Genomic DNA, 22,384 nt, shown 5'->3' with positions numbered 1-22,384 from the left:
ATCCGAACAGCGAAGTGGGCGACTCGTCGATCCTAGCGTGATGAGTGATCGGCGTCGGCGAGACGCCCTCGCCGCCATCGGCAGCGGCGTCGCCGCCGGAATCGGCGGGTGTTTCGGGCTGGCACAGTCGCGGGTGCGGACGCTCGTCGCCGGAAGCATGCAGGCGGCCGCGAGCGGGACCCTCCAGCGGGAGACGACCGCCGAGTTGGCGGTCGAATCACACGGCACCGTCCACGCCGCGCGACTCGTCGCCGTCACCCTGCTCAGCGTCGCGCTCGGGACGCTACTCGTCGTTCACGCGCTTCGGGCGACGCCGTGGCGGTGACGCGAGTCAGGGAGTTCCCGAGTTATTAGATCCGGCGTGACTGATCGGCTCGGAGTCTAGTTCGGTCGGTAAAGACAAGTCTCCCACCACTCACCGAGAAAACGTTTTCCGTAGCAAATTCCTTAGCACAGGTATGTCTACGGCCATCACAACCCCAGACGCCGACGAGACCTGTGCGTATTGTGGGTCGCGTATCTTCGACCACGACCCAATCTGTATCCGTGATTGTACGGAGGACTGCGGGTCACCTGCGTACTTTTGTAACTACGCTTGTCTCTCCGCGTACATCGACGAGAACAGCCTCACAACGGGCGATGCGTGCGAATGGAACCCGGATGAAAATGACTGCTGTTGACCGAGGATACCGATAGATTCGCACCTCAAACTAACGCCCCCGCCACGATAGCTTTCGTCTGAAGAATAGAACTTCGACGGAGTCACGGCGACTGAAAAGCCGAGTCAGGCCCCCGGGACGCCGACGGCGTCGAAGCCCGCGATGCCGACCAGCGCCAGCAGATAGAGGACGACGAGCGAGGCGACCCACGCTAGCAGGGCGATGAGGATCGCGTTCCCCCACCCGCCGGGATACCGGGCGTTGATGACGGCCACGTACGCGAGGAGGACGAGCAGCGGTCCGAGAAACGGGATCCAGCCGAAGAAAAAGCCGACGACGCCCCAGACGATCGCCCCGAGTAGCGCCGTCACGATGGCGTAGGTGTAATCGTCGTAGCCCGCGACGACGCGCGCGCCGACGTAGATGCCGAGCGCGCCGACCAGCAGGCTGACGAGGAAGACGACGACGGAGTCGAGGAGTGCCATGTGGGGTCCTCCGAAGACGGAGACGTAGTTATACCGCGCTTACGTCGGGAATCCCCGGAATACCGGCTGTTCGCCAGTCTTCACAGGCGTTCAGTCCAGCAGTTGGTCCGCGATGGTGTTTCGCAGCACCTCGCTGGTCCCCTCGTAGATCTCGTTGAGTTTGGCGTCGCGGTAGAACCGCTCGACGGGGAAGTCCTTGGTGTAACCGTAGCCGCCGTGAATCTGGATGCCCTCGTTGGCCACCTCGCGGGAGACCTCAGAGGCGTAGAGTTTGGCCTGTGCGGCCTCCTTGACGAACGGTTCGCCGCGCTCTTTCAGGTCGGCGGCCCTGTGCATCAGCATCCGGGCGGCCGACGTCTTGGTGTCCATGTCCGCGAGTTTGTGCTGAATGGCCTGGAACTCGCTGATGGGCTGGCCGAACTGCTCGCGGTCCTGTGCGTACCGAAGCGACTCGTCGAGAGCCGCCTGTGCGATGCCGACCCCGCGGGCGGCGATCGTGATACGCCCGCCGTTGAGCGTCTTCAGCGCGTGGACGAACCCGCGGCCCTCCTCGCCGAGGCGGCGCTCTTCGGGGAGGAACATGTCGTCGAAGCGCAGTTCGGCGGTCGGACAGCCCTTGTCGCCGAGTTTGTGTTCGGTCCCCTCGACGACGAACCCGTCGTCTTCCTCCGGACGGACGACGAAGGAGGAGATTCCTTTGTTGTCTGCCTCGGGGTCCGTCTTGGCGAAGAGGACGACCGTGTCGGCGACCGAGCCGTTCGAGATCCAGAGCTTGCCGCCGTTTACGACGTAGCCGTCGCCGTCTCGCTCCGCGGCTACGCCGCTCCGTTCCGAGGCGCTTCGCGCCTCGCTACGCTCCGCCGTGGTCTCCATCGCCGGCACGTCGCTGCCGGCCCCGGCTTCCGAGAGGGCGAACGCGCCGACGTCTTCGCCCGCGGCCATCGGCGCGAGGTACGTCTCCTTCTGGGCCTCGTCGCCGAACTCGTAGACCATGTTGCAGGCGAGCGAGATGTGGGCGGCGACGATGGTCCCGAGGCCGCCGCTGCCGCGTGAGATCTCTTCGAGCGCCATCGCGTAGCTGTGGTAATCGAGGCCCGCGCCGTCGTACTCCTCGGGAATCGGCATCCCCATCAGCCCCAGTTCGGCCATCTGTTCGACGAGGTCCCGCGGGAACTCGTCGTCCGCGTCTATGTCGGCCGCCCGGGGAACGACCTCCTCGTCGACGAACTCCGCGACCATCTCCCGTATCTGGCGCTGCTCCGCAGAGGGACTGAAATCCATGCGAGTAGGTATCGAGCCACACTCCTTTACTGTTCGGCAACGGACGACCCGTTGTCGTCGGTCGTATCCGCCCCATCGTCCCGTCTCGGTCAGTCGTACTCGTAGAAGCCCGCGCCGGTCTTCTTCCCGAGATCGCCGGCGGCGACCTTGCGTTTCAGGAGATACGCCGGCTGGTAGCGGTCGCCCAGTTCCTCGTGGAGCGTCTCGGAGGCGTCCAACACCACGTCCAGCCCGATGTGGTCGGCCAGTTCCAGCGGTCCCATCGGGACGTTCGTCCCGAGCGTCATCCCGCGGTCGATGTCCGCCTCCTCGGCGACGCCCTCGTCGTAGGCGCGGATCCCCTCGTTTATCCACGGCATCAGGATGCGATTGACGACGAAGCCGGGCTTGTCGTCGGCCTCCCACGTCTCCTTTTCGAGGTCCTCGGCGAAGGCGTGACCGAGCGCGAGCGTCTCCTCGCCCGTCTTCTCGCCGACGACGACTTCGACGCCTTTCATCACCGGCACGGGATTCATGAAGTGCAGACCGAGCACGCGCTCCGGGTCCTCGACGACGCCGGCGATGGTCGTGATCGAGAGCGTGCTGGTGTTCGTCGCGAGAACCGTCTCCGGACCGCACGTCTCGGCGAGGTCGGTGAAGACGGACTGCTTGACGTCCATGTCCTCGGTGACGGCCTCGACGACGAGGTCGCAGTCCGCCAGGTCGTCCACGTCGGTGGTGCCGTCGATGCGGCCGCGCGCGCGGTCCGCCTCCTCGCGGGTGAGTTCGTCGCGGGCGACCAGCCGGTCGAGGCTATCGTCGATGTCCTCGAACCCCGCGGAGACGAAGCGCTGTTCGACGTCGCGCATTACCACGTCGTAGCCGGCGGTCGCGGCGACCTGCGCGATGCCGTTTCCCATCGTCCCCGCGCCGACGACGCCCACGGTGTCGATTTCGTCGAGTTCCATAGTCGAGGTTCGATCCGATTTCGTGTAAGTCTGCCGACGGTAGTAGAAGGGTAAATCTGCTTACCATCACCGAAAGGTGTGACTTACTACCACGCTAAAACCACCAGACAACGGACGATTCAAATAATTCACTCGCTCCGTAGTAAATGTCAGGAACAAGATACTTATGGGGTGCGCCGGAATAGACGAGTGACGTGACAGCGCTCACACCCGGACGACCGAGCCGGCTATCGACTAACCAGTACGACGTCCGGGAACCGACGCCCAGCATCTCCGAGAATGAGTAAATCATCCGACGCCTCGGCCGCCCAGGCCGACCAAACGGTCGCACAGGTAATCGACACCATCGCGGACACCGCTGCGGACGTACGCACGGCGATCGCCACGGAGCGCGAACACAGCGGGACGGTCAACCCCAGCGGCGACGAGCAACTGGCCGCCGACGTTCGCGCGGACGAACTGTTCGAACAGCGCATGCTCTCTATCGACGGCGTGGCCTCCTACGCCAGCGAGGAGCGCGAGGACGTGACGACCAGCGACGGGCACGTCCACATGGCGATGGACCCGCTCGACGGCTCCTCGAACCTCGAACCCAACAGCGGGATGGGGACCATCTTCGGCGTCTACAGCGAACAGCCCCCCACCCACGGCAGCGACCTGCTGGCGGCCGGGTTCGTCATCTACGGTCCCGTCACCTCGATGGTCGTCGCCCGCGACGGCACGGTCGAGGAGTACATCCTCGACAGCGAGGAGAAGCGCCTCGTCGACGACGACGTGACCGTCCCCGAAGACCCGACCGTGTTCGGCTTCGGCGGCGGCGTCGACTCCTGGACCGACAACTTCGGCTCTTTCGCCGAGGAGGTCCGTCAGGAACTGAAACTGCGCTACGGCGGCGCGATGATCGCCGACATCAACCAGGTGCTCAACTACGGCGGTATCTTCGCCTATCCCGCGCTGGAGTCCAGTCCCGACGGGAAACTCCGCCTCCAGTTCGAGGGGCAGCCGATGGCCTACATCGTCGAGACGGCGGGCGGCCGCTCCTCCGACGGTTCTCGTTCTCTTCTCGATCGGAACCCCGACGACCTCCACGAGCGCACGCCGCTCCACCTCGGAAACGCTGACCTCATCGACCGCCTCGAAGCCTCCGTCGAGCAGTACCAGCGGTAGAACGCCACCGACTTCGCAGCCGCGGACACCGTTCCAACCAGTTCTCCGTCTGTAACGCTCCGTTTCGACCGACCGGCCAGCGATGCGACCCGTCGGGGTAACTACTGTGACCCCGGGGGTCGTGTGGGGTGGTATGAAGGTACGTATCGCGGCGGGCGCGAGCCGCGAGGAAGCGTCCGCTATCGCCGCCGCCGTCGCCGAACACGTCGGCGAGACCGTCGAGGTGTTCGTCGGCGACAGCGACGAACCGACGCTCGTCCGCGAAGTCAGCGAGACGGACGACGACGGACCCGATAGCCCTCCCGAACCGGACGAGGACCTCGGCCCGACCGACCGCGAGGAACGCCTCCGCGAGGAGATCGCCGACATCGAACGCGGCGGCCCGGAGAAGTACCGCGAGCGACTGGCCGAACAGGGGAAGCTGTTCGTCCGCGACCGCCTCGACCTCTGGTTCGGCGAGGACGGACTGGACTTCGAGGACGGTCGGTTTGCCAACTTCGACAACTGGCATCCGGACAGCCCGGACGTCGAGGCGGGCGACAACGACGACCGGCTCCCGGCTGACGGCCTCGTCACCGGCGCGGGGACGCTCGACGGTCGGAAGGTCCACGTCGCCGCGAACGACTTCACCGTCAAGGCCGGTTCTGTCGCCAAGCACGGCGTCGAGAAGTTCCTGCGCCTCCAGCAGCGCGCGCTGAAGACCGGCCGACCGGCGCTGTACCTCGTCGACTCATCGGGCGGCCGGATCGACCAACAGCGCGGCTTCTTCGCGAACCGCGAGGGAATCGGGAAGTTCTACTACAACCACTCGATTCTCTCCGGGGCCGTCCCGCAGATCTGCGTGCTCTACGGTCCCTGCATCGCCGGGGCGGCCTACACGCCGGTTTTCTCGGACTTCACTGTGATGGTCCGCGGGATGAGCGCGCTGGCCATCGCCTCGCCGCGGATGGTCGAGATGGTCACCGGCGAGGACATCGACTTAGAGACGCTCGGCGGACCGGACGTCCACGCCCGCCACTCGGGAAGCGCCGACCTCGTCGCCGACGACGAGGAACACGCCCGCGAGCTCGTCGCCGACCTGATCACGTATCTGCCGGACAACTGCGAGGAGAAGCCGCCCGGCCGAGACCCCGTCGCCCCGTCGAAATCACCCGAGGGTCTCGATAGCGTCGTCCCGCGGGAACCGAACAAGGGCTACGACATGCACCGGGTCATCGACCGCGTGGTGGACGGGGACTCCTTCTTCGAACTCCAACCGGAGTACGGCAAGGAGATCCTGACCGGGTTCGCGCGCATCGACGGCCGCACCGTCGGCGTGGTCGCCAACCAGCCGAGCCACCGCGCCGGGGCCATCTTCCCCGACTCGGCCCGCAAGGCCGCCGAGTTCGTCTGGAAGTGCGACGCCTTCAACGTTCCCCTGCTGTACCTCTGTGACACGCCGGGGTTCATGGCGGGGTCCGGCGTCGAGAAGGAGGGGATCCTGGAGGCGGGCAAGAAGATGATCTACGCCACCTCCTCGGCCACCGTCCCGAAGCAGTGCGTCGTCGTCCGGAAGGCCTACGGCGCGGGCATCTACGCGATGTCCGGCCCGGCCTACGACCCCGAGACGACGCTCGCGCTCCCGAGCGGGGAAATCGCAATCATGGGACCGGAAGCAGCCATCAACGCCGTCTACGCCAACAAGCTCGACGCCATCGACGACCCCGAGGAACGGGCCGAGCGCGAGGCGGAACTGCGCGAGGAGTACCGCCGCGACATCGACGCCCACCGGATGGCCAGCGAGGTGGTCATCGACGAGATCGTCCCGCCGAGCGACCTGCGCGCGGAACTGGCCGCCCGCTTCGAGATGTACGAGACCGTCGAGAAGGACCGCCCCGAGAAGAAGCACGGCGCGATCTTGTAGCGGCGGTCAGTCGGCCGCCGAGTTCGCGGAGGTCCCGCCGAGCGTCTCGCGAGCGAGTTCCGGCGTTCCGCGAACCGCCAGCAGCGCCGCCGCGAGTCCGAACGCGGCAGTCCCCGCGAGGCCGACGGGGCTGGCGACCAGTTGCGCGACCAGTTCGCTATCGGACCGCGCGTACACCGCCACGAACCCGGCAGAGCCGTTGAAGACGCCGTGTAACAGCGCCGCCGCGAGAACGGAGTCGGCGCGCACGACGAGATAGGTGTACAGCGGCGAGAACGCCACGCAGGCCAGCACCATCATCCCGACGCCGACCGCCGGGAACGACGGGAAGTTGTAGCCGTCGAGGATGACCGGCGCGTGCCACAGCCCCCACAGCGCGCCGACGGAGAGCGACGCTCTCCAGAACCCCAGCGGCGCGAGCTCCCACAGCAGGTAGCCGCGCCAGCCGAACTCCTCGCCGAAGGCGAAGACGGCGTTGATGGTCACTCCGGCGACGAGGACGATTCCGAAGACGACGAACAGACCCGCCACACCGCCGGGGAGCGGGACGCCCGGCAGCGGATTCGCCGTCGGGTCGAAGGACGCGCCGGGGACCGCAAGCGAGAGAGCGAGGGTCAGTCCGACGAGCGGCAGCGCGACCAGCGCCGCGGCGGCCAGCCACCGCGGCCGCCCGATTCGCAGGCCGACCGTCGACGGGGAGACGTCGCTGGTGAGCACGGCGACGAGGCCCGCGACCATCGGCGTGAACATGTAGAGGGGAGCCAGCACGACCATACGAATCCCCGTCGAAAGCGAGACGGCGACGATGAGTGCCGCGAGACCGACGAGCGCGACGGCGAAGCGCGCGAGACGGCCGGTGTCCGGGCGATTCGGGTCCTGTCGCGCGGCGTCCGGCCGCGCCGCGTTCGTCCGAGTTCCGTCTGCTCCCGCCACGGTCACTCCGGTTTCCGCTCGACCAGCGCGGTCCGCTCGAACGTGCAGACGAGCGTGTCGTCCTGCTTGTACACGTCGACCCGCATCGTGACGACCCCGCGCTCCTCGTCGCTGGTGAGCCGCGTCCCGGTCACCGTCGTCTCGGCGCGGATCGTATCGCCGTGGAACACCGGCGCGGGATGCTCTACGTCGTCGTAGGAGAGGTTGGCGACGATAGTGCCGTCCGTCGTGTCCGGAATGGTCAGCCCCACCGCCAGCGACATCGTGTAGAGGCCGTTGACCAGTCGCTCGCCGAACTGCGTTTCACCCGCGAACTCGGCGTCGAGATGGAGCGGCTGCTGGTTCATCGTCAGGTCGCAGAAGCGCTGGTTGTCGCTCTCGCTTATCGTCCGGCGCTTCCCGTGACGGATGGTCTCGCCCTCCTCGAACTCCTCGTAATAGAGGCCTGGCATGGACGGGGTGACGACCGCCGGTCCCTTAGCAGTAAGCCCTTAGATACCCCCCGGCGGGATGTCCGGGTGGAGAGTCAGTCGGCGGAACGATCGAAGCGAGACTGCAAGCGCCGACACTTACGGGCCGGGGCCGTGTACGGGGTGCCATGCCCCGTCGTAGCATCCTGTTCTCCCCCGGCGACGACGCCGGGAAACTGCGGAAGGCCCCGGAGACGAACGCCGACGTGGTGGTCTTCGACCTGGAAGACGCCGTCGTGCCCGACCAGAAGGCCGCGGCCCGCGAAACCGTCCGCGACGCACTTTCGGACGTGTTTCCGGCCGACTGCGAAGTCTGCGTCCGCGTCAACCCGGTCGGCGCGGGCGCGGCCGAAGACCTCGCCGTGGTCCTCGACGGCCCGACGCCGGACAGCGTGATGCTCCCGAAGACGCGAGACGCCGACGACGTACGACGGCTCGCGGAGCTGTTAGCCGACGCGGGCGTCGACTGTCCGATACTCGCCCTCGTCGAGTCCGCGGCGGGCGTCCTCCGCGCCGAGGACATCGCCGCCACCGAGGCCGTCGAAGCGCTGATATTCGGGGCCGAGGACCTCGCCGGCGACATCGGCGCGACTCGAACCGAGGACGGGAGCGAGGTCGAGCACGCGCGCCAGCACGTCGTCCTCGCCGCGCGGGCCGCGAACGTGACGCCCATCGACACGCACTTCCCCTCTTACACCGACGACGAGGGGCTCCAGCGAGAGGCGAAACGCGCGCTCCAGTTGGGCTACGACGGGAAACTCGCCATCCACCCGGCGCAGGCGACCATCATCAACGAGGTGTTCACGCCGACGCCCGCGCGGGTCGAGTGGGCCGAGCGCATCCTCGCGGCGCGCGACGAGGCGGGCGGCGGCGTCTTCGTCGTCGACGGCGAGATGATCGACGCGCCGCAGATTCGCCAGGCCGAACGGGTCTTAGAGCGGGCGAACGCCGGCCGCGAGTGAGCGCCAGAGGAGGTAAACCCACGCGGGCCGACGCGTATCGTGTGCCATCGATACCCGAGGAGTACCACGACTTATTCGAGAAGTCGACGTTCGCCCACGTCGTGACCATGTTACCCGACGGCCGACCCCACTCGACGCCGGTCTGGGTCGACTACGACGCCGGGGGCGACCGCCTGCTCGTCAACACCGAACGGCATCGACGCAAGGCGAAGAACGTCGAGAACGACCCGACGGTCGCCGCGAGCATGACCGACCCCGAGAACCCGTATCGGTTCCTCTCGATAACGGGGGCAGTCGACGAGGTGACGACCGAGGGCGCGCGCGAGCACATCGACGAACTGGCGAAGCGGTACATGGGCGAAGACGAGTATCCCCAACCCATCGAGAGCGAGCGAATTATCCTTCGCATCCGCGCCGACGAGGTGTTCACCGGCGGGTAGGCCCCTTGCCTGCCAATGACGGCGGTATCCTTTTCCTGCCGGTCGACCACTGCTAGCGTATGTCTGACGAGGTGAATCCCTTCGAGAGCCTGCAGGAGCAGATCGACGACGCCGCCGCCTATCTCGAGTACTCGCCGGACGTGCTCGACCGATTGAAACGCCCCGAGCGCGTCCTCGAGACGAACCTCTCGGTCGAGATGGACGACGGCTCTATCGAGGTGTTCCGCGCGTACCGCTCGCAGTTCAACGGCGACCGCGGCCCCTACAAGGGCGGCGTCCGCTTCCACCCCGGCGTGTCCCGCGACGAGGTGAAGGCCCTCTCGGGGTGGATGGTCTACAAGTGCGCCGCCGTCGGCATCCCCTACGGCGGCGGGAAAGGCGGTATCGAGATCGATCCGGACGACTACTCGGCCGACGAGATGGAGCGCATCACCCGGTCGTTCGCCAAGGAGCTCCGCCCGCTCATCGGCGAGGACCGCGACATCCCCGCGCCGGACGTCAACACCGGCCAGCGCGAGATGAACTGGATCAAGGACACCTACGAGACCCTAGAGAACACGACCGAACCCGGCGTCGTCACCGGGAAAGGGAAGGACTCCGGCGGGAGCCTCGGTCGGATGGAGGCCACCGGGCGGTCGGTGATGCTGACGACCCGCGAGGCCTTCGACTACCTCGGGAAGGACATCGAGGGCGCGACCGTCGCCGTCCAGGGATACGGCAACGCCGGGTCCGTCGCCGCGAGGCTCATCGAGGACCTCGGCGCGGACATCGTCGCCGCCTCCGACTCCTCGGGCGCGGTGTACGACGCCGACGGACTCGACGCGCGAGCGGCGAAAGACCACAAGAGAGAGACCGGCTCGCTCGCCGAGTTCGAGGGCGCGAGCGAGGAGTTCTCGAACGAGGAACTGCTGACGATGGACGTCGACCTGCTGATCCCGGCGGCGCTGGAGAACGCCATCGACGGCGACCTCGCCGAGGAGGTGCAGGCGGACGTCGTCGTCGAGGCGGCCAACGGTCCGCTGACGCCGAAGGCCGACGACGTGATGACCGAGCGGGACGTCGCCGTCTTCCCGGACATCCTGGCCAACGCCGGCGGCGTCACGGTCTCGTACTTCGAGTGGGTGCAGAACCGTCAGCGCTTCTACTGGGACGAACAGCGCGTCAACGACGAGCTCGAACGGATCATCACGGACGCCTTCGACGAACTCGTCTCGACCTACGAGCGCACCGACGCGCCGAGCTTCCGCACCGCGATGTACGTCGTCGCCATCGAGCGGGTCGCCACCGCCGCCGAGGAAGCCGGCATCTGGCCCTGAGCTCGGGCGCAGTCGTCGCCTCGTCTCGAACCGCCGCCACCGCCGGTATTTTGCCCTCGTCGTCCGAACGGGAGGTATGGTCGTCTTCGAACGAGAGGTCCGCGTGGCCGCGCCGCTCCCCGAGGTCTGGGCGTTTCACTCCACGAGCGACGGCCTCGTGGCACTCACTCCCGACTGGATGCACCTCCGCGTCGAGGAGACGCGCGGGCCCGACGGCGACCCGAACCCCGAGGTGCTCGGCGAAGGGGCCGTCGTCATCTCCACGGCCCGACCGTTCGGCGTCGGCCCGCGCCAGCGCTGGGTCTCCGAGATCGTCGAGCGTCGCTTCGACGAAGACGAGGGCACCGCCGTGTTCCGGGACGTGATGCGGGACGGGCCGTTCCCGAAGTGGGAACACACCCACCGCTTCCGAGCCGACGGCGACGACGCGACCATCGTCCACGACCGCGTCGAGTACGAGCTGCCGGGCGGTCCCTTCGGCCGCGCCGTGGGACCGGTCGGCTTCCTCGGGATGGAACCGGTGTTCCGGTACCGCCACCAGCGGACCAAGGAGCTACTGGAAGGCTGAGCGGCGGCGCTCGCACCGCCGGATCGGTCGTGCGACTAGATGGCACAGCCGTGGCTTTATCCGGAAGTGGGACCCAGTAGCGCCCATGACAGACGTACTCGTCGCCGGCGGCGGTCCCGCCGGGCTGAGCGCCGCACTGTTCACGGCGAAGAACGGGCTGGACACCGTCGTCTACGACACCGACGAGACGTGGATGCACAAGGCTCACCTGTTCAACTACCTCGGCATCGACTCCGTGGACGGCTCGGAGTTCCTGGAGGACGCCCGCGACCAGGTCGAGGGGTTCGGCGTCGACCTCCGAGAAGGCGAGGTCGAGAGCGTCGAAGAGGGCGGCGACGGTTTCGTCGCCACCGTCGACGGAGAGGAGGTCGAAGCGCCGTATCTGGTGCTGGCGACCGGCGCGGACCGCTCGCTGGCCGAGGAACTGGGCTGTGCGTTCGACGGCGACGTGGTCGACGTGAACGTCTCGATGGAGACCAGCGTCGAGGACGCCTACGCCACCGGCGCGATGTGCCGCGACCAGGAGTGGCAGGCCATCATCTCCGCCGGCGACGGCGGCGCGGCCGCCCTCGACATCCTCTCGAAGGAGGAGGGCGAGCACTTCCACGACTTCGACGTGCCGGACGGCGCGTAGTGACGGGCACCGACTTCGCGGACCTCGACCCGCGGGTCGGCCTCGTCGTCGCGGTTCTCGCGGTCAGCACGAGCGCCATCCTCGTCCGGGCGAGCGACGCGCCGGCGAGCGTCGCGGCCTTCTACCGCGTGGCGATGACGACGCTGTTAGTGGCTCCGCTCGCGCTCTGGCGCGACCGCGGCGCCTTCTCGAAGCTCGCGCGCCGGGACCTGCTGGCGGCCGTAGCCACCGGCGTCGCCCTCGCGGTCCACTTCGCCGCGTGGTTCGAGAGCCTCGCGTGGACCAGCGTCGCCGCCTCGGTGACGCTCGTGCAGTCCCAGCCCCTGTTCGTCGCCGTCGGCGCGTGGGCGTTGCTCGACGAGCGGATCACCCGCGGGACGACGGCCGGCATCCTGCTCGCCGTCGGCGGCATCGTCGTGATGTCGCTCGGCGAACTGCTGGGCGGCGGCGTCGGCCCGCGACCGCTGTACGGCAACGCGCTGGCGCTCCTCGGCGGGGTGATGGCCGCCGCCTACGTGCTGGCGGGCCGGTCGCTCCGCCAGCGGTTCCCGCTCTTTCCGTACGTCACCGTCGTCTACGCCGTCGCCGCGGTCTGCCTGTTCGCGTTCGTCCTCCGCGGCGGCCACCCCGTCGTCGACTACCGGCTCCGCGAGTGGGTGCTGTTCTTCCTGATGGCCGTCGGTCCGGGCGTGTTCGGCCACACCGTGCTCAACTGGGCGCTCGGCCACCTCGAATCGAGTCTCGTGAGCGTCTCGCTGCTCGGCGAACCCGTCGGGAGCGCGCTGTTGGCGTTCCTGTTGCTCTCGGAGCTACCGGGAGCGTGGACGCTCGCCGGCGGCGTCGCGGTCCTCGCCGGGATCGGCGTCACCGCGCGTTCTCGCGCGACACTCAGCTAGCGCACTGCTCGATAGCGCCGCGGATCGCGCCGGCGTCGAAGTCGTGGTCCGGGCGGATGTTGACGAAGTCCAGGAACTCGTCGGCGTCGAGCAGTTCCTCGACCGTGTAGTGTTCGGCCGCCGCGTCGACCGCCGTGTGCGCGCCGACGAGCGGCTCCAACGCGCCCAGCGCGCAGGCGATGTCGTAGGCCCGCGCGTCGGCGATGGCCTCCTCGCGGACGCTGGTCGCGTCGATGAAGTACAGTTCGTCGTCGGCGACGAGGACGTTCTCACAGCGGAAGTCGCCGTGGGCGAGGCCGTCCTCGTGCATCCGGTGGAGGTAGTCGAACACCGTCGGGGCGTGGTGTTCGACGGCCTCGGGCGGTAAGTCGTCGAGCGCGGCGAAGTCCCGCAGGTACTCGAAGACGAGGACGCCCATCCCGTTGTGCTCGAAGGCTTCGATGGGTTCGGGCGCGTTCACGCCCAACTCACGCATCCGCTCGGTCGCTTCGAGTTCGTGCTGGGCCATCTGGGCGGGCGTCCCGAAGTGCTCGAAGAAGCCCTCGGTGCCCGAGGAGAACGCGCCGATGTTCCGGCCGGTGGTCAACAGCGCGTGGACCAGCGAGTTCTGCTGGGTGATGAGTTTCACGAACCAGCGGTCCTCAACGACGAACGGCGTCGAGAGCCAGTTGTCCGCCTCCAGAAAGACGACGCGGCCGGACGACTCGCCGTAGCGGTTGAGCACCGCGCGCGCGACACCTTCCAGTTGCTCCCACGGGACCGACCCGCGGAGAAACCGACGAAACGCCATTGGATGAGACGAGGGGAGGGTGGCGGATAGCGCTTGTGCCCCACATGGTATTTGATGACAGAACCCGTAGCCGGTGGTATGGAGTTCGACCTCCCGGACGAACACCGGCTGATGCGCGACTCGGTGCGGGACTTCTGCGAGAACGAGATCGCCCCGATAGCGCAGGACATCGAGGACGAACACCGCTTCCCCGCCGAGGTGTTCGACGAGCTCGGGAAACTGGACGTGATGGGCGTCCCCATCGGCGAGGAGTGGGGCGGGCTGGGCGGCGACCAGTTGATGTACGCGCTGGTCTGTGAGGAACTGGGGCGGGTCTCGGGTTCCGTCGGCCTCTCCTACGCCGCGCACGTCTCGCTCGGCTCGAAGCCCATCGAGTCGTTCGGCACGGACGAGCAGAGAGAGCGGTGGCTCGAACCGCTCGCCCGGGGCGACCACCTCGGGTCGTGGGCGCTGACCGAACCCGGCAGCGGCAGCGACGCCAGCGGTATGGGGACCACCGCAGAGCGAGACGGCGACGAGTACGTCCTGAACGGCACGAAGCAGTTCATCACGAACGCGAACGTCGCCGGGTCGATACTGGTGAAGGCCGTCACGGAACCGGGAGCGGGCTACGACGGCATCTCCACCTTTATCGTCTCGCCCGAGGACGACGGTTGGGAAGTGACGACGGTGTGGGAGAAGATGGGGCTGAACGCCTCGCCGACCTGCGAACTCCAGTTCGACGACTGCCGGGTCCCCGAAGACCGCTTGCTCGGCGAGGAGGGCGACGGCTGGGACCAGACGAAGCGGACCTTGGAGGGCGGGCGCATCTCCATCGCCGCGCTCTCCGTGGGGTTGGCACAGGGCGCTTACGAGGCCGCGAAGTCCTACGCCACCGAACGCGAGCAGTTCGGTCAGCCGATCTCGAAGTTCGACGCGGTGCGGGACAAGGTCGTCGAGATGGACCGCAAGATAGAGCGCGCCCGACTGCTCACTCACAAGGCCGCGGCGGCCTACGACGCGGGCAATCGTGAGGACCTCACCCGCCTCGCCGCGCTGGCGAAGCTCGACGCCAGCGAGATCTGCCGGGAGGTCGCCGAAGACGCCGTGCAGGTGCTCGGCGGCTACGGCTACACCACCGACTTCGCGCCCCAGCGGTTCTACCGCGACGCGAAACTGATGGAGATCGGCGAGGGGACCAGCGAGATTCAGCGGCTGGTTCTCGGGCGCGAACTCGGGCTCTGATTCCGAGTAGTCACCAGCGACGTGCCACCTTCGTTCGTTCGGTCCTCGCACGCCGTTCCGACCAGAAAGCCTATGCGTCGAGCCGCGACCTGACTCGTCATGGGCCTCGACGCGCTGCCGACGCCGGACGAAGACACCCTCGACCAACTCGCCGGATTCACGGGCGTGGGGTGGACGACCTCTCTCTTCGGATTCCTCACTTCGGCCGTCGGCTACGGCAACAGCATCGTCACCCGGGTCGCGGCCGACCCGGTGTCGCTGCTGTACGTCGGCGTCGTGTTCTTCCTCGCGACGCTCGGGCTGGACCGACTCGCCGGCGTCGTCGCCGAGGACTGACGCAGCCGCGACCGTTTCGGGTTTTATCGAGTCTCTCGAGCGCCGTTGCCCGTGACGATGGTGACCGGCACGTTCGCCGCGTCCACGACGGCGTAAGCGGCGTTGCCCGACGCTAACCGGCCGGCGAGCCCCTTCGATTCGTGACCCATGACGATGTGGGTGACGTCGACGTCGGCGGCCACTTCGAGCAGTTCGTGGCCGACGCGGGTCCCCGGACGCGGTCCCGACCGACCGACGTGTTCGAGCGAGACCGTCCCGACGACGGCCTCGTCGACGAGGCGCTCTCGGATCTCGTCTCGCACCTGTTTCGCCTCGGCATCCGCGAACTCGTCGCTCACCAAGTGGACGACGTATAGCTCTTCGTCCAGTCCGCGGCCGAGTCTGATGGCGGTGTCGAGAACCTCCCCGGACGCGTGGTCGTCGTCGACGGCCACGAGGATGGTCATACGGGCAACACGACGGCCGTCGATATAGCGGTTACCGCCGAAGACAGTCAGTTCAGGTCGGTCACGAGGTGGCCTTCAGGTTGTGGACGGCGTCGAGCCGATCGACCACCTCGGCGGTCGGTTCCAGCGCCGCGACGATCTCCTCGGCGTCCTTGTACGCCATCGGCGCTTCGTCGCGGACGCTCTCGACGACCGACTCCGAGTAGACGCCGGCCATCGCGTCGGCGAACTCGGCCATCCCGACGACGTCGTGAGCCCTCCCGCGGCTCATCACTCGCCCCGCGCCGTGCGGTGCGGTCCGATGGAACTCCTCGTTGCCCTTCCCGCGGGCGAGGACCGACCCCTCGGCCATGTTGAACGGGACGACGAGGCGCTGGTCCTCGCGGGCGGGCGTCGCTCCCTTCCGAATCGTCATGTCCCTGAAATCGATGTAGTTGTGGATGCTCTGAAAGCGCTCGACGGGGTCGACGCCCAGCGCCTCGCAGATCGCGTCGCTCATCAGCTCGCGGTTCCAGCGGGCGTACTGCTGGGCGAACAGCATGTCGACGTAGTAGCCGTGGGCCTCGCGCCCCTCCAGCCAGTCGAGGTCGCCGTCCCGGTCTTCGTCGTCGCCGACGTGCGGGCCGAGCGACCCCAGCGCGTCGAAGGCGTCCTCGATGTCTTTCCCGTCGAGTTCCCGGCGCAGGCGGTCCTTCTCGATGTGCGATTCGCCCTTGCCGCCGGTGACCCACTCGTAGAGGTCGCCATCGCCGACCGTCTCGGGGTCGAACTCGAGGTAGTCGGCGTACGCCTCGGGAATCTCCTCGCGGATGGAGCCGATGGCCCGCCGGTCGGTCGCTTTCGACTGCCAGAACTCCGCCACTGACTTCCCTAAATACCGGGAGCCGCTGTGGACGACGAGCCAGTAGTCGCCGCTCTCGCGAGCGCGGGCGAACTCCACGAAGTGGTTGCCGCCGCCGAGCGTCCCGGCGCTCTGGATGACGTGACCCATCCCCTGGCGCTGGTCGGCGAGCACTCGACTGCAGAGCGACTCGAAGTACTCGCCGTCGTAGCCGTCGAAGTCAAACTCTCTCGGGTCGACGCGCTCGCCGAACCGCGCCTCGAAGGCGTCGTCGAACCCCTCGAACACCTCGTTGGCTCGCTCGAAGGGAAACTCGGAGACGAGGTGCGGGGCGTCGTCGTAGTCGTGGACTGAGCGGCCCATCGGGACCGCCTCGCGGACGCGGCGCTCTCGCTCACCGTCGTCGAGGGGCAGCGAGTCGCCGAGGTTCGTCGCCGCCATCCCGCAGCCGACGTCGACGCCGACGACGTTCGGGACGATTCGGTCGCCGAGCGGCATCGTGAAGCCGATGGGCGCGCCCGCGCCCCAGTGCGTGTCGGGCATCACCCGGACCGGTTCGGTGAAGGCCGGGTGGTCGACGAGCGACTGTATCTGATCGAGACAGCCCGCCTCGACCAGCGATTCGTCTTCGACCATCACGCGCGCCGTCGTGTACTCGCCGGCCAGTTCCAGTGACATCGCTGTCGTGGCTACTCGGGACCGAGGTTTGAAGCTCACGGTGGGACGTCGGGCCGTCGCACACGTCCCCGCGGATATAAATGCGAACCCGAACACACCTCCTCAAATAATCGTCCACAATTCGGCGTCTTACCCGCCCCAGGACCGTTTTCAGTTCGCGGGAACGCACTCCTGTTTATATGCCTGTCTCGGCCGGAGTTGCACATGTGAGGTAACGATGTCCTACCAAGCAACCAACCCCCTGGCCGACGAGTTCGAGCTCGGACTGGACGGGCCGCTGACGGCGTACTGGCTGGCGTTCCTGCGAGTGGTCACCGGATGGTGGTTCTTCCACGCCGGCGTGACGAAACTCATCGAGGACGGGCTGGCGTTCACCTACGGACCGGCCTACATGCAGCAGATGACCGGTACGGCGCTCGGTCCCATCCCGATCTGGATGGGGAACAACCTCGCCTGGCTCATCGCGCCGGGCGTCCCGCTGTTCGAGACGCTCATCGGCCTCGCGCTGATGGTGGGCGCGTTCACCCGACTGGCGGCCTTCGGCGGGGTCGTCTTCATGACCCTGTTCTGGGTCGGCAACGCGGGGTTCGGGCACGGCCTGGTCAACGGCGACCTGATGGGCCTGCTCCTGTTCGTGACCGTGATGGTCGTCGGTGCCGGCCGGTACTACGGCCTCGACGCGATCATCGAGAAGCTGGCGTTGGTGGAGCGCCACCCCAAACTCCGCTACCTACTCGGCTGACGAGGTGACAAGACATGACTAACATCATCGACAAGGCGGCGATGGCACTGAGCGGCGGACTGATGCTGCTGGGCATCGTCGGACTGGGCATCGCGGAGATACTCGCCGGCGCGCCCTACGGGGCGGCCCCGGTGACGAACGAGGCGGGCGAGATCGTGGCGACGCCGATGGTCGACCCGACGCTCCGGACCGGCCTCGTCATCGCGGGCCTGGTCGTCCTGGGCCTGTACGCGGCCTACCGGGTGGCGACCCCGGCCGACGGGACTGACGTGGCGAAGGGCCACGAGACGATGGCCGACTGAGCGCTCGTCCCGACACTTTTTCTCGTCGCCGCGTCTCTCGCCGGTAATGCTCGAAATAGGCGACCCGGCACCGGACTTCGACTTAGAGGGCACCGCGGGCGAGGGTCGCGGTGCCTATCGCCTCTCTGCGGCGGCCGGTCGAGCGCCGGTGCTGGTCGCGTTCTACGCCGAGGACTTCGCGCCGGCCTGCCGCTCGTATCTCGAAGCGCTCCGCGACACCGACTGGGGGTCGCTGACCGACGCCATTGCCGTCTTCGGCGTCGCGCCCGGCAGTCTGGAGGACCACCGAGCCTTCGCGTCCGACCTCGAGCTGCCGTTCCCGCTGTTGGTCGACCACCCCGGCGTCGACGCGCAGTTCGGGGTCCAGCGACCCGACGGCTCGACGCGCCGATCGGCGTTCCTCGTCGACGGACGGTGTCGCGTGCGATTCGCGTGGGCCGACGAGCGCGACGCTCCGGGCGAAGAACCCCCGGACGTGACGCCGATTCTGGACGCAGTCGAGTCGCTCTAGCCTCGCCAGTCGCTTTCGAGCAGTCCGTAGACGTGGACGTCCTCGTAGTCCCCGTCGCGATACCAGTGCTCGCGCATGACGCCTTCGCGCTCGAAACCGACCTTCTCCAGCACTCGCTTCGACGCTCCGTTGTCGGCGACTGCCCGCGCGTGGACCCTGTGGAGGCGGAGCTGCTCGAACGCGTGGCCGAGGAGCGTCCGCACCGCGTCGGTAGCGCACCCCTTTCCCCACGCGTCGGGGACGAGGTAGCAGCCGATCTCGGCGTTGCCGAGACGCGTATCGAGGTCCCGCAGGCCGACGGTACCGACGGGGTCGCCGTCGTCACAGACCAGGAGGTGGACGTCGTCGGCGTCGGGATCGGTGACCGATTCGACCCACTCGCGCTCCGCCCGTTCGGTCTTCGGGCGGGCGGTGGAGAGCCCGGCGCGGACCTCGGGGCGGTTGATGGTCTCGTAGAGGAACGGTACGTCGTCGTCGCCGATGACGTGGAGCGTCACGCGCTCGCCGCGGAGGAAGACCGGGCCGGGCATACGTCGAAATCACTAGCGACCGACAACAGCGTTTCGCTAGTGGGTTACACAGTCGCATATCCGCCGACGGGAACGATAGGCCAAAGGCGGTCCCCCACCGTCGTCTGGTATGGGCACGATGCTGGAGAGCCGCGAAGCGCAGGCCGAGGCAGTCGTCGACCGACTCCACGAGGAGTACCCCGACTCGACCATCTCGCTGAACTACTCGAACCGGCTGGAGCTACTGGTCGCCGTCGTCCTCTCGGCGCAGTGCACCGACGAACGCGTCAACGAGGTGACCGCCGAGTTGTTCGAGAAGTACGAGACGCCCGAGGACTACGCCGCGGCCAGCGAGGAGCAACTGGCCGAGGACATCTACGGCATCACCTTCCACAACAACAAGGGCGGCTACCTGAAGGGGATCGGCGAGAAGATCGTCGAAGAGCACGGCGGCGAGGTCCCCGATACGATGTCGGCGCTGACCGAATTTCCCGGCGTGGGTCGCAAGACGGCCAACGTCGTCCTCCAGCACGGCCACGACGTCGTCGAGGGCATCGTCGTCGACACGCACGTCCAGCGCCTCTCGCGCCGCCTCGGCCTGACCGAGGAGGAGCGTCCCGAAGCCATCGAACAGGACCTGCTCGGAATCGTCCCCGAGACGGAGTGGCAGCAGTTCACCCACCTGCTCATCGACCACGGCCGCGCGGTCTGCGGCGCGCGCACGGCCGAGTGCGGCGAGTGCGTGCTGGCCGACATCTGTCCCTCGGAGAAGGGCGACAGCGAGATCGACCTCGCCAGCGGCGAGCCGTGGTGATCAGCCCGGGAAGAGGACGAGGCGACCGATGACGTAGCCGAAGTACAGAACGAGTAGCGTTCCGCCCTCGCGCCGGCCGAGCGACCCGTCGCCGACGAAGCGGAGATACGCGAAGAGGCCGACCCCGACGGCGAGTTTGAACGGCAGGTCCCAGAGGATCACCGACGGCGGGACGGCGTACGTCGAGACGACGCCGCCGAGACCGATACCGATCAGCGGGTTGACGACGTTGCTGCCGACGAGCGTCCCCAGCGCGAGCGCGGGCGTGCGACGGCGAATCGACTCGATGACCGTCGTGAGTTCGGGGAGCGCCGCGGCGATACCGACCGTCACGACGCCGAGCATGGACCCGCTGAGGCGGAGGCGGTCGACGGTCGCCTCGACGACGCTGAGGACGGCGAACGCGCTCGCGAGGACGAGTAAGAGCGCCCCCGCGGCGATCGCCGCGTCCCGCCCGACTCGCGTGCTCTCTTCGGGTACCTCCGCGAGCACGGTGCGGTCCACCGGCTCGCTGAACCGCCGGTAGGCGTAGCCGGCGAACGCCAGGAGGAGGACGACGCCGTCGAGTCGCGAGACGATCCCGTCGACCGCGAGGGCGAGGAGCAGGACGAACGCGCCCAGCATCGGGAGATAGCTCGACCGGAGGAACGACTCCGTCGGTTTGTAGCGGCCGTAGCCGACGAACAACACGCCCATCAGGAAGAGCTGTTGGGCCGTCGACGCACCCATGTTCGCGCCGAGGACCGTTCCAGAGGCGACGGCGTACTCCAGGCGTCCGCCGAGGATGCCGAACGACGCGACGAGGTGCGTGCCGATCTCGGGGAGGCTCGTGCCGATCGACAGGACGAACATCCCGACGAGGTCCTCGGAGACGTCGAAGTGCCGCGCCAGCGATAGCGAGCGGGAGACGGCTACTCCGGCCCCCTTCACGAGCGTCACGAGCGCGACCGTCCCGGCGGCGAGTTCCAGTATCGTAGCTGTGTCGAGCGCTACCATCTCTTCTCTCTGGCCCCCGACATACGCTCGGGGACGGACGCCCCCCACTCAGGTCTTGGCACGATCAGACCACGTACCGGAGGACGAACCGAGCCACGCCGACGAGGTAGGCGAGTATCCAGAAGATGACGTAGCCGAAGACGCCGATGCGCAGGCGCGAGCGCCAGTGACTCATCCGCTCGCCGCCGATCTCGTCCATCAGCAGGTCCTCGTCGTAGTCGTTGTAGAGGTCGTGTTCGCGCTTGGCTCTGAAGATGCGGACGATCCCGGTCCCACCGAACAGCAGGAGGGCGTACGCCTGTAGACCGAGGTAGGCGTGAACCGCCGAGAGGCCGCCCAGCTGGTCGAAGAGGCGGGGAACCATCCAGAGCAGCATCGGTACCGTCGTCAGGACCAGCCCCGTGACGACGAACTTCAGGTGGTGCATCAGCACCCCCCAGGTGACCGGCTCGGTCTCGATGATGTAGTACGCGCCGTAGAGAAAACAGGGCAGACTCAGCGTCACCGACACGAGCGCGACCGTGGCGACCAACCAGTCCGACACCATATCGGCTCGTTAGGACACGACGCGCTAAAACGTGCCGAATGCGGTCGGTCAGAAGGCGTAAGTCCGAGGAAGGCCAAGTGGACTCGATGGCAGACACCGACTCGACGTCGTCAGCGGCGGACGCCGACGAGGACCCCGACCGCGAGTCGGCCTCCGCGACCGACGGGTCGGACGCCGCCTCCGCCGGGGAGGAGGGACTCGGCGAGAGTCCCGACACCGAGGCACTCCGGAGACAGGTCGAGGAGAAGTACGACTTCGACGACTTCGGCCCGGAAGACATGGCCGAAATGACCGCCGAGGAGTGGGACGTGGCCTTCGACGACGAGTCCTGGATCACCGGCGACGAACTGCTCGACCGCGTCGCGCGCGACCTGCGGAACCGCGTGGCGAACCGGGACGTCTTCGCCCGCATCGAGCGCCACCGGGAACCGCCGCGCGTGCTGGCGTACTCCGACGAGGGGTACGCAGTCGTCTACCCCGACGGCAGCGTCGAGGGCGAGGGGACGGTGCTTCGGGACGTGAAACCGACCATCGCGCTCGCGTCGATGGACTCCTACGAGGTGCCGGAGACGGTGCCCGAAAATCCGCTCCCCGATCCCGAGGCAGTTGCGGAGGGCGGCGGCGAGTTGGGCAACTTGATGTTACAGGTCATCGCCGGCGCGCAGTTGCTCGCCGGGGTCGCCCTCCTGATCGGCGGCGTGCTCGCCGTCGCGGGCGTCCTCGGCGGGCCCGGAACGAACGTCGTCGCGCTGTTCGTCGCCGGACTCGCGTTTATCGGCATCGCGCTGGTCCTCTTTTTCACCGTCGCCAACGCGCGCCTCTCGGACAAGTTCCGCGCCGAGGAGTACCGCGACCGACTCAGAGCGGTCGGCTTAGAGGACGGCGAGCGACCCGACTTCGTCCCCGAACTCGACCCCCAGGGCGGACGCGACCAGACGGAGCGCGAAGAGAGCGACGAAGCCGGGGCATGACGGTGCCTGCGGGCGG

Annotated in this window: 28 protein-coding genes; 17 read left to right on the top strand and 11 right to left on the bottom strand. The window is 67.6% G+C overall.

Annotated features, from left to right (window positions below):
• Positions 1 to 40 precede the first annotated feature (40 nt).
• Positions 41 to 325 (top strand): hypothetical protein, encoded by a 285-nt coding sequence (locus EGH23_RS26240; protein WP_236044591.1) that lies wholly within the window; start codon positions 41 to 43, stop codon positions 323 to 325.
• 133 nt (positions 326 to 458) lie between these two features.
• On the top strand, positions 459 to 680 hold the full coding sequence (locus EGH23_RS26235) for a hypothetical protein (protein ID WP_236044590.1): 222 nt from the start codon (positions 459 to 461) through the stop codon (positions 678 to 680).
• Positions 681 to 784: 104 nt separating this feature from the next.
• Here EGH23_RS26235 and EGH23_RS02430 read toward each other — a convergent pair whose 3' ends face one another.
• The 3 genes from EGH23_RS02430 to EGH23_RS02420 form a co-directional block, all read right to left on the bottom strand.
• The gene (locus EGH23_RS02430; RefSeq protein WP_220578441.1) at positions 785 to 1,144 is read right to left on the bottom strand and encodes a hypothetical protein; all 360 of its coding nucleotides are present in this window, start codon (positions 1,142 to 1,144) and stop codon (positions 785 to 787) included.
• A gap of 90 nt (positions 1,145 to 1,234) precedes the next feature.
• A complete protein-coding gene (locus EGH23_RS02425; RefSeq protein WP_220578440.1) occupies positions 1,235 to 2,425 on the bottom strand; it encodes an acyl-CoA dehydrogenase in 1,191 nt (396 codons plus the stop codon).
• 89 nt (positions 2,426 to 2,514) lie between these two features.
• Complete coding sequence (locus EGH23_RS02420) at positions 2,515 to 3,372, bottom strand: 3-hydroxyacyl-CoA dehydrogenase family protein (RefSeq protein ID WP_220578439.1); 858 nt, start codon at positions 3,370 to 3,372, stop codon at positions 2,515 to 2,517.
• Between the two features lie 279 nt (positions 3,373 to 3,651).
• Here EGH23_RS02420 and EGH23_RS02415 point away from each other — a divergent pair, with 279 nt between their 5' ends.
• Both EGH23_RS02415 and EGH23_RS02410 read left to right on the top strand, forming a co-directional pair.
• Positions 3,652 to 4,539 (top strand): class 1 fructose-bisphosphatase, encoded by an 888-nt coding sequence (locus tag EGH23_RS02415; protein ID WP_220578438.1) that lies wholly within the window; start codon positions 3,652 to 3,654, stop codon positions 4,537 to 4,539.
• Positions 4,540 to 4,672: 133 nt separating this feature from the next.
• Entirely contained in the window at positions 4,673 to 6,442 is a 1,770-nt protein-coding gene (locus tag EGH23_RS02410) for an acyl-CoA carboxylase subunit beta (RefSeq protein WP_220578437.1), read from the top strand.
• A 6-nt stretch (positions 6,443 to 6,448) separates the two neighbouring features.
• Here EGH23_RS02410 and EGH23_RS02405 read toward each other — a convergent pair whose 3' ends face one another.
• A complete protein-coding gene (locus tag EGH23_RS02405) occupies positions 6,449 to 7,375 on the bottom strand; it encodes a CPBP family intramembrane glutamic endopeptidase (protein WP_220578436.1) in 927 nt (308 codons plus the stop codon).
• Between the two features lie 2 nt (positions 7,376 to 7,377).
• Positions 7,378 to 7,827: a MaoC family dehydratase gene (locus EGH23_RS02400; protein ID WP_220578435.1), complete on the bottom strand. Its 450-nt coding sequence runs from the start codon at positions 7,825 to 7,827 to the stop codon at positions 7,378 to 7,380.
• A gap of 146 nt (positions 7,828 to 7,973) precedes the next feature.
• On the opposite strand from EGH23_RS02400, the gene EGH23_RS02395 reads away from it, so the two are divergent.
• The 6 genes from EGH23_RS02395 to EGH23_RS02370 all read left to right on the top strand — a co-directional run bounded on the left by EGH23_RS02395 (position 7,974) and on the right by EGH23_RS02370 (position 12,661).
• A complete protein-coding gene (locus EGH23_RS02395) occupies positions 7,974 to 8,807 on the top strand; it encodes an HpcH/HpaI aldolase/citrate lyase family protein (protein ID WP_220578434.1) in 834 nt (277 codons plus the stop codon).
• A 41-nt stretch (positions 8,808 to 8,848) separates the two neighbouring features.
• Complete coding sequence (locus EGH23_RS02390) at positions 8,849 to 9,247, top strand: PPOX class F420-dependent oxidoreductase (protein WP_220578433.1); 399 nt, start codon at positions 8,849 to 8,851, stop codon at positions 9,245 to 9,247.
• A gap of 59 nt (positions 9,248 to 9,306) precedes the next feature.
• A complete protein-coding gene (locus EGH23_RS02385) occupies positions 9,307 to 10,563 on the top strand; it encodes a Glu/Leu/Phe/Val family dehydrogenase (RefSeq protein WP_220578432.1) in 1,257 nt (418 codons plus the stop codon).
• Between the two features lie 76 nt (positions 10,564 to 10,639).
• On the top strand, positions 10,640 to 11,131 hold the full coding sequence (locus tag EGH23_RS02380) for an SRPBCC family protein (protein WP_220578431.1): 492 nt from the start codon (positions 10,640 to 10,642) through the stop codon (positions 11,129 to 11,131).
• Between the two features lie 85 nt (positions 11,132 to 11,216).
• Positions 11,217 to 11,765: an FAD-dependent oxidoreductase gene (locus EGH23_RS02375; RefSeq protein ID WP_220578430.1), complete on the top strand. Its 549-nt coding sequence runs from the start codon at positions 11,217 to 11,219 to the stop codon at positions 11,763 to 11,765.
• The gene (locus EGH23_RS02370; protein ID WP_220578429.1) at positions 11,765 to 12,661 is read left to right on the top strand and encodes a DMT family transporter; all 897 of its coding nucleotides are present in this window, start codon (positions 11,765 to 11,767) and stop codon (positions 12,659 to 12,661) included. Before EGH23_RS02375 ends, EGH23_RS02370 begins: the two co-directional genes overlap by 1 nt.
• On the opposite strand, the gene EGH23_RS02365 is transcribed toward EGH23_RS02370, so the two are convergent.
• On the bottom strand, positions 12,654 to 13,451 hold the full coding sequence (locus EGH23_RS02365) for an RIO1 family regulatory kinase/ATPase domain-containing protein (RefSeq protein WP_220578428.1): 798 nt from the start codon (positions 13,449 to 13,451) through the stop codon (positions 12,654 to 12,656). The genes EGH23_RS02370 and EGH23_RS02365 overlap by 8 nt on opposite strands.
• Positions 13,452 to 13,529: 78 nt before the next feature.
• Here EGH23_RS02365 and EGH23_RS02360 point away from each other — a divergent pair, with 78 nt between their 5' ends.
• Both EGH23_RS02360 and EGH23_RS02355 read left to right on the top strand, forming a co-directional pair.
• Complete coding sequence (locus EGH23_RS02360; RefSeq protein WP_220578427.1) at positions 13,530 to 14,675, top strand: acyl-CoA dehydrogenase family protein; 1,146 nt, start codon at positions 13,530 to 13,532, stop codon at positions 14,673 to 14,675.
• Positions 14,676 to 14,774: 99 nt separating this feature from the next.
• Entirely contained in the window at positions 14,775 to 15,011 is a 237-nt protein-coding gene (locus EGH23_RS02355; RefSeq protein WP_220578426.1) for a hypothetical protein, read from the top strand.
• Between the two features lie 23 nt (positions 15,012 to 15,034).
• Here the strand turns inward: EGH23_RS02355 and EGH23_RS02350 are convergent, their stop codons facing one another.
• Both EGH23_RS02350 and EGH23_RS02345 read right to left on the bottom strand, forming a co-directional pair.
• Positions 15,035 to 15,457 (bottom strand): universal stress protein, encoded by a 423-nt coding sequence (locus EGH23_RS02350; RefSeq protein WP_220578425.1) that lies wholly within the window; start codon positions 15,455 to 15,457, stop codon positions 15,035 to 15,037.
• A 61-nt stretch (positions 15,458 to 15,518) separates the two neighbouring features.
• On the bottom strand, positions 15,519 to 16,976 hold the full coding sequence (locus tag EGH23_RS02345; RefSeq protein ID WP_220578424.1) for an RtcB family protein: 1,458 nt from the start codon (positions 16,974 to 16,976) through the stop codon (positions 15,519 to 15,521).
• 217 nt (positions 16,977 to 17,193) lie between these two features.
• Between EGH23_RS02345 and EGH23_RS02340 the strand changes: the two genes are divergently transcribed.
• From EGH23_RS02340 to EGH23_RS02330, 3 genes are read left to right on the top strand one after another with little or no spacing between them, the layout of a single operon-like run.
• Positions 17,194 to 17,718: a DoxX family protein gene (locus EGH23_RS02340; RefSeq protein WP_220578423.1), complete on the top strand. Its 525-nt coding sequence runs from the start codon at positions 17,194 to 17,196 to the stop codon at positions 17,716 to 17,718.
• Positions 17,719 to 17,732: 14 nt separating this feature from the next.
• On the top strand, positions 17,733 to 18,020 hold the full coding sequence (locus EGH23_RS02335) for a hypothetical protein (RefSeq protein WP_220578422.1): 288 nt from the start codon (positions 17,733 to 17,735) through the stop codon (positions 18,018 to 18,020).
• A gap of 46 nt (positions 18,021 to 18,066) precedes the next feature.
• Positions 18,067 to 18,531, top strand: a complete 465-nt coding sequence (locus EGH23_RS02330; protein ID WP_220578421.1) for a redoxin domain-containing protein — start codon at positions 18,067 to 18,069, stop codon at positions 18,529 to 18,531.
• Here the strand turns inward: EGH23_RS02330 and EGH23_RS02325 are convergent.
• Complete coding sequence (locus EGH23_RS02325; RefSeq protein ID WP_220578420.1) at positions 18,528 to 19,061, bottom strand: GNAT family N-acetyltransferase; 534 nt, start codon at positions 19,059 to 19,061, stop codon at positions 18,528 to 18,530. The two genes, EGH23_RS02330 and EGH23_RS02325, sit on opposite strands and share 4 nt — an antisense overlap.
• Positions 19,062 to 19,170: 109 nt before the next feature.
• On the opposite strand from EGH23_RS02325, the gene nth reads away from it, so the two are divergent.
• Positions 19,171 to 19,854 (top strand): endonuclease III, encoded by a 684-nt coding sequence (gene nth / locus EGH23_RS02320; protein WP_220578419.1) that lies wholly within the window; start codon positions 19,171 to 19,173, stop codon positions 19,852 to 19,854.
• Here the strand turns inward: nth and EGH23_RS02315 are convergent, their stop codons facing one another.
• Together EGH23_RS02315 and EGH23_RS02310 are read right to left on the bottom strand one after the other, a co-directional pair.
• Complete coding sequence (locus EGH23_RS02315) at positions 19,855 to 20,850, bottom strand: sodium:calcium antiporter (protein WP_220578418.1); 996 nt, start codon at positions 20,848 to 20,850, stop codon at positions 19,855 to 19,857.
• Positions 20,851 to 20,914: 64 nt separating this feature from the next.
• Entirely contained in the window at positions 20,915 to 21,397 is a 483-nt protein-coding gene (locus EGH23_RS02310; protein ID WP_220578417.1) for a DUF7321 family protein, read from the bottom strand.
• Positions 21,398 to 21,483: 86 nt separating this feature from the next.
• On the opposite strand from EGH23_RS02310, the gene EGH23_RS02305 reads away from it, so the two are divergent.
• Positions 21,484 to 22,368 (top strand): DUF7319 domain-containing protein, encoded by an 885-nt coding sequence (locus EGH23_RS02305; RefSeq protein WP_220578416.1) that lies wholly within the window; start codon positions 21,484 to 21,486, stop codon positions 22,366 to 22,368.
• Positions 22,369 to 22,384 lie beyond the last annotated feature (16 nt).

The organism is Haloarcula nitratireducens, assembly GCF_019599505.1.
This window is presented reverse-complemented; position numbering and strand designations above follow the sequence as displayed.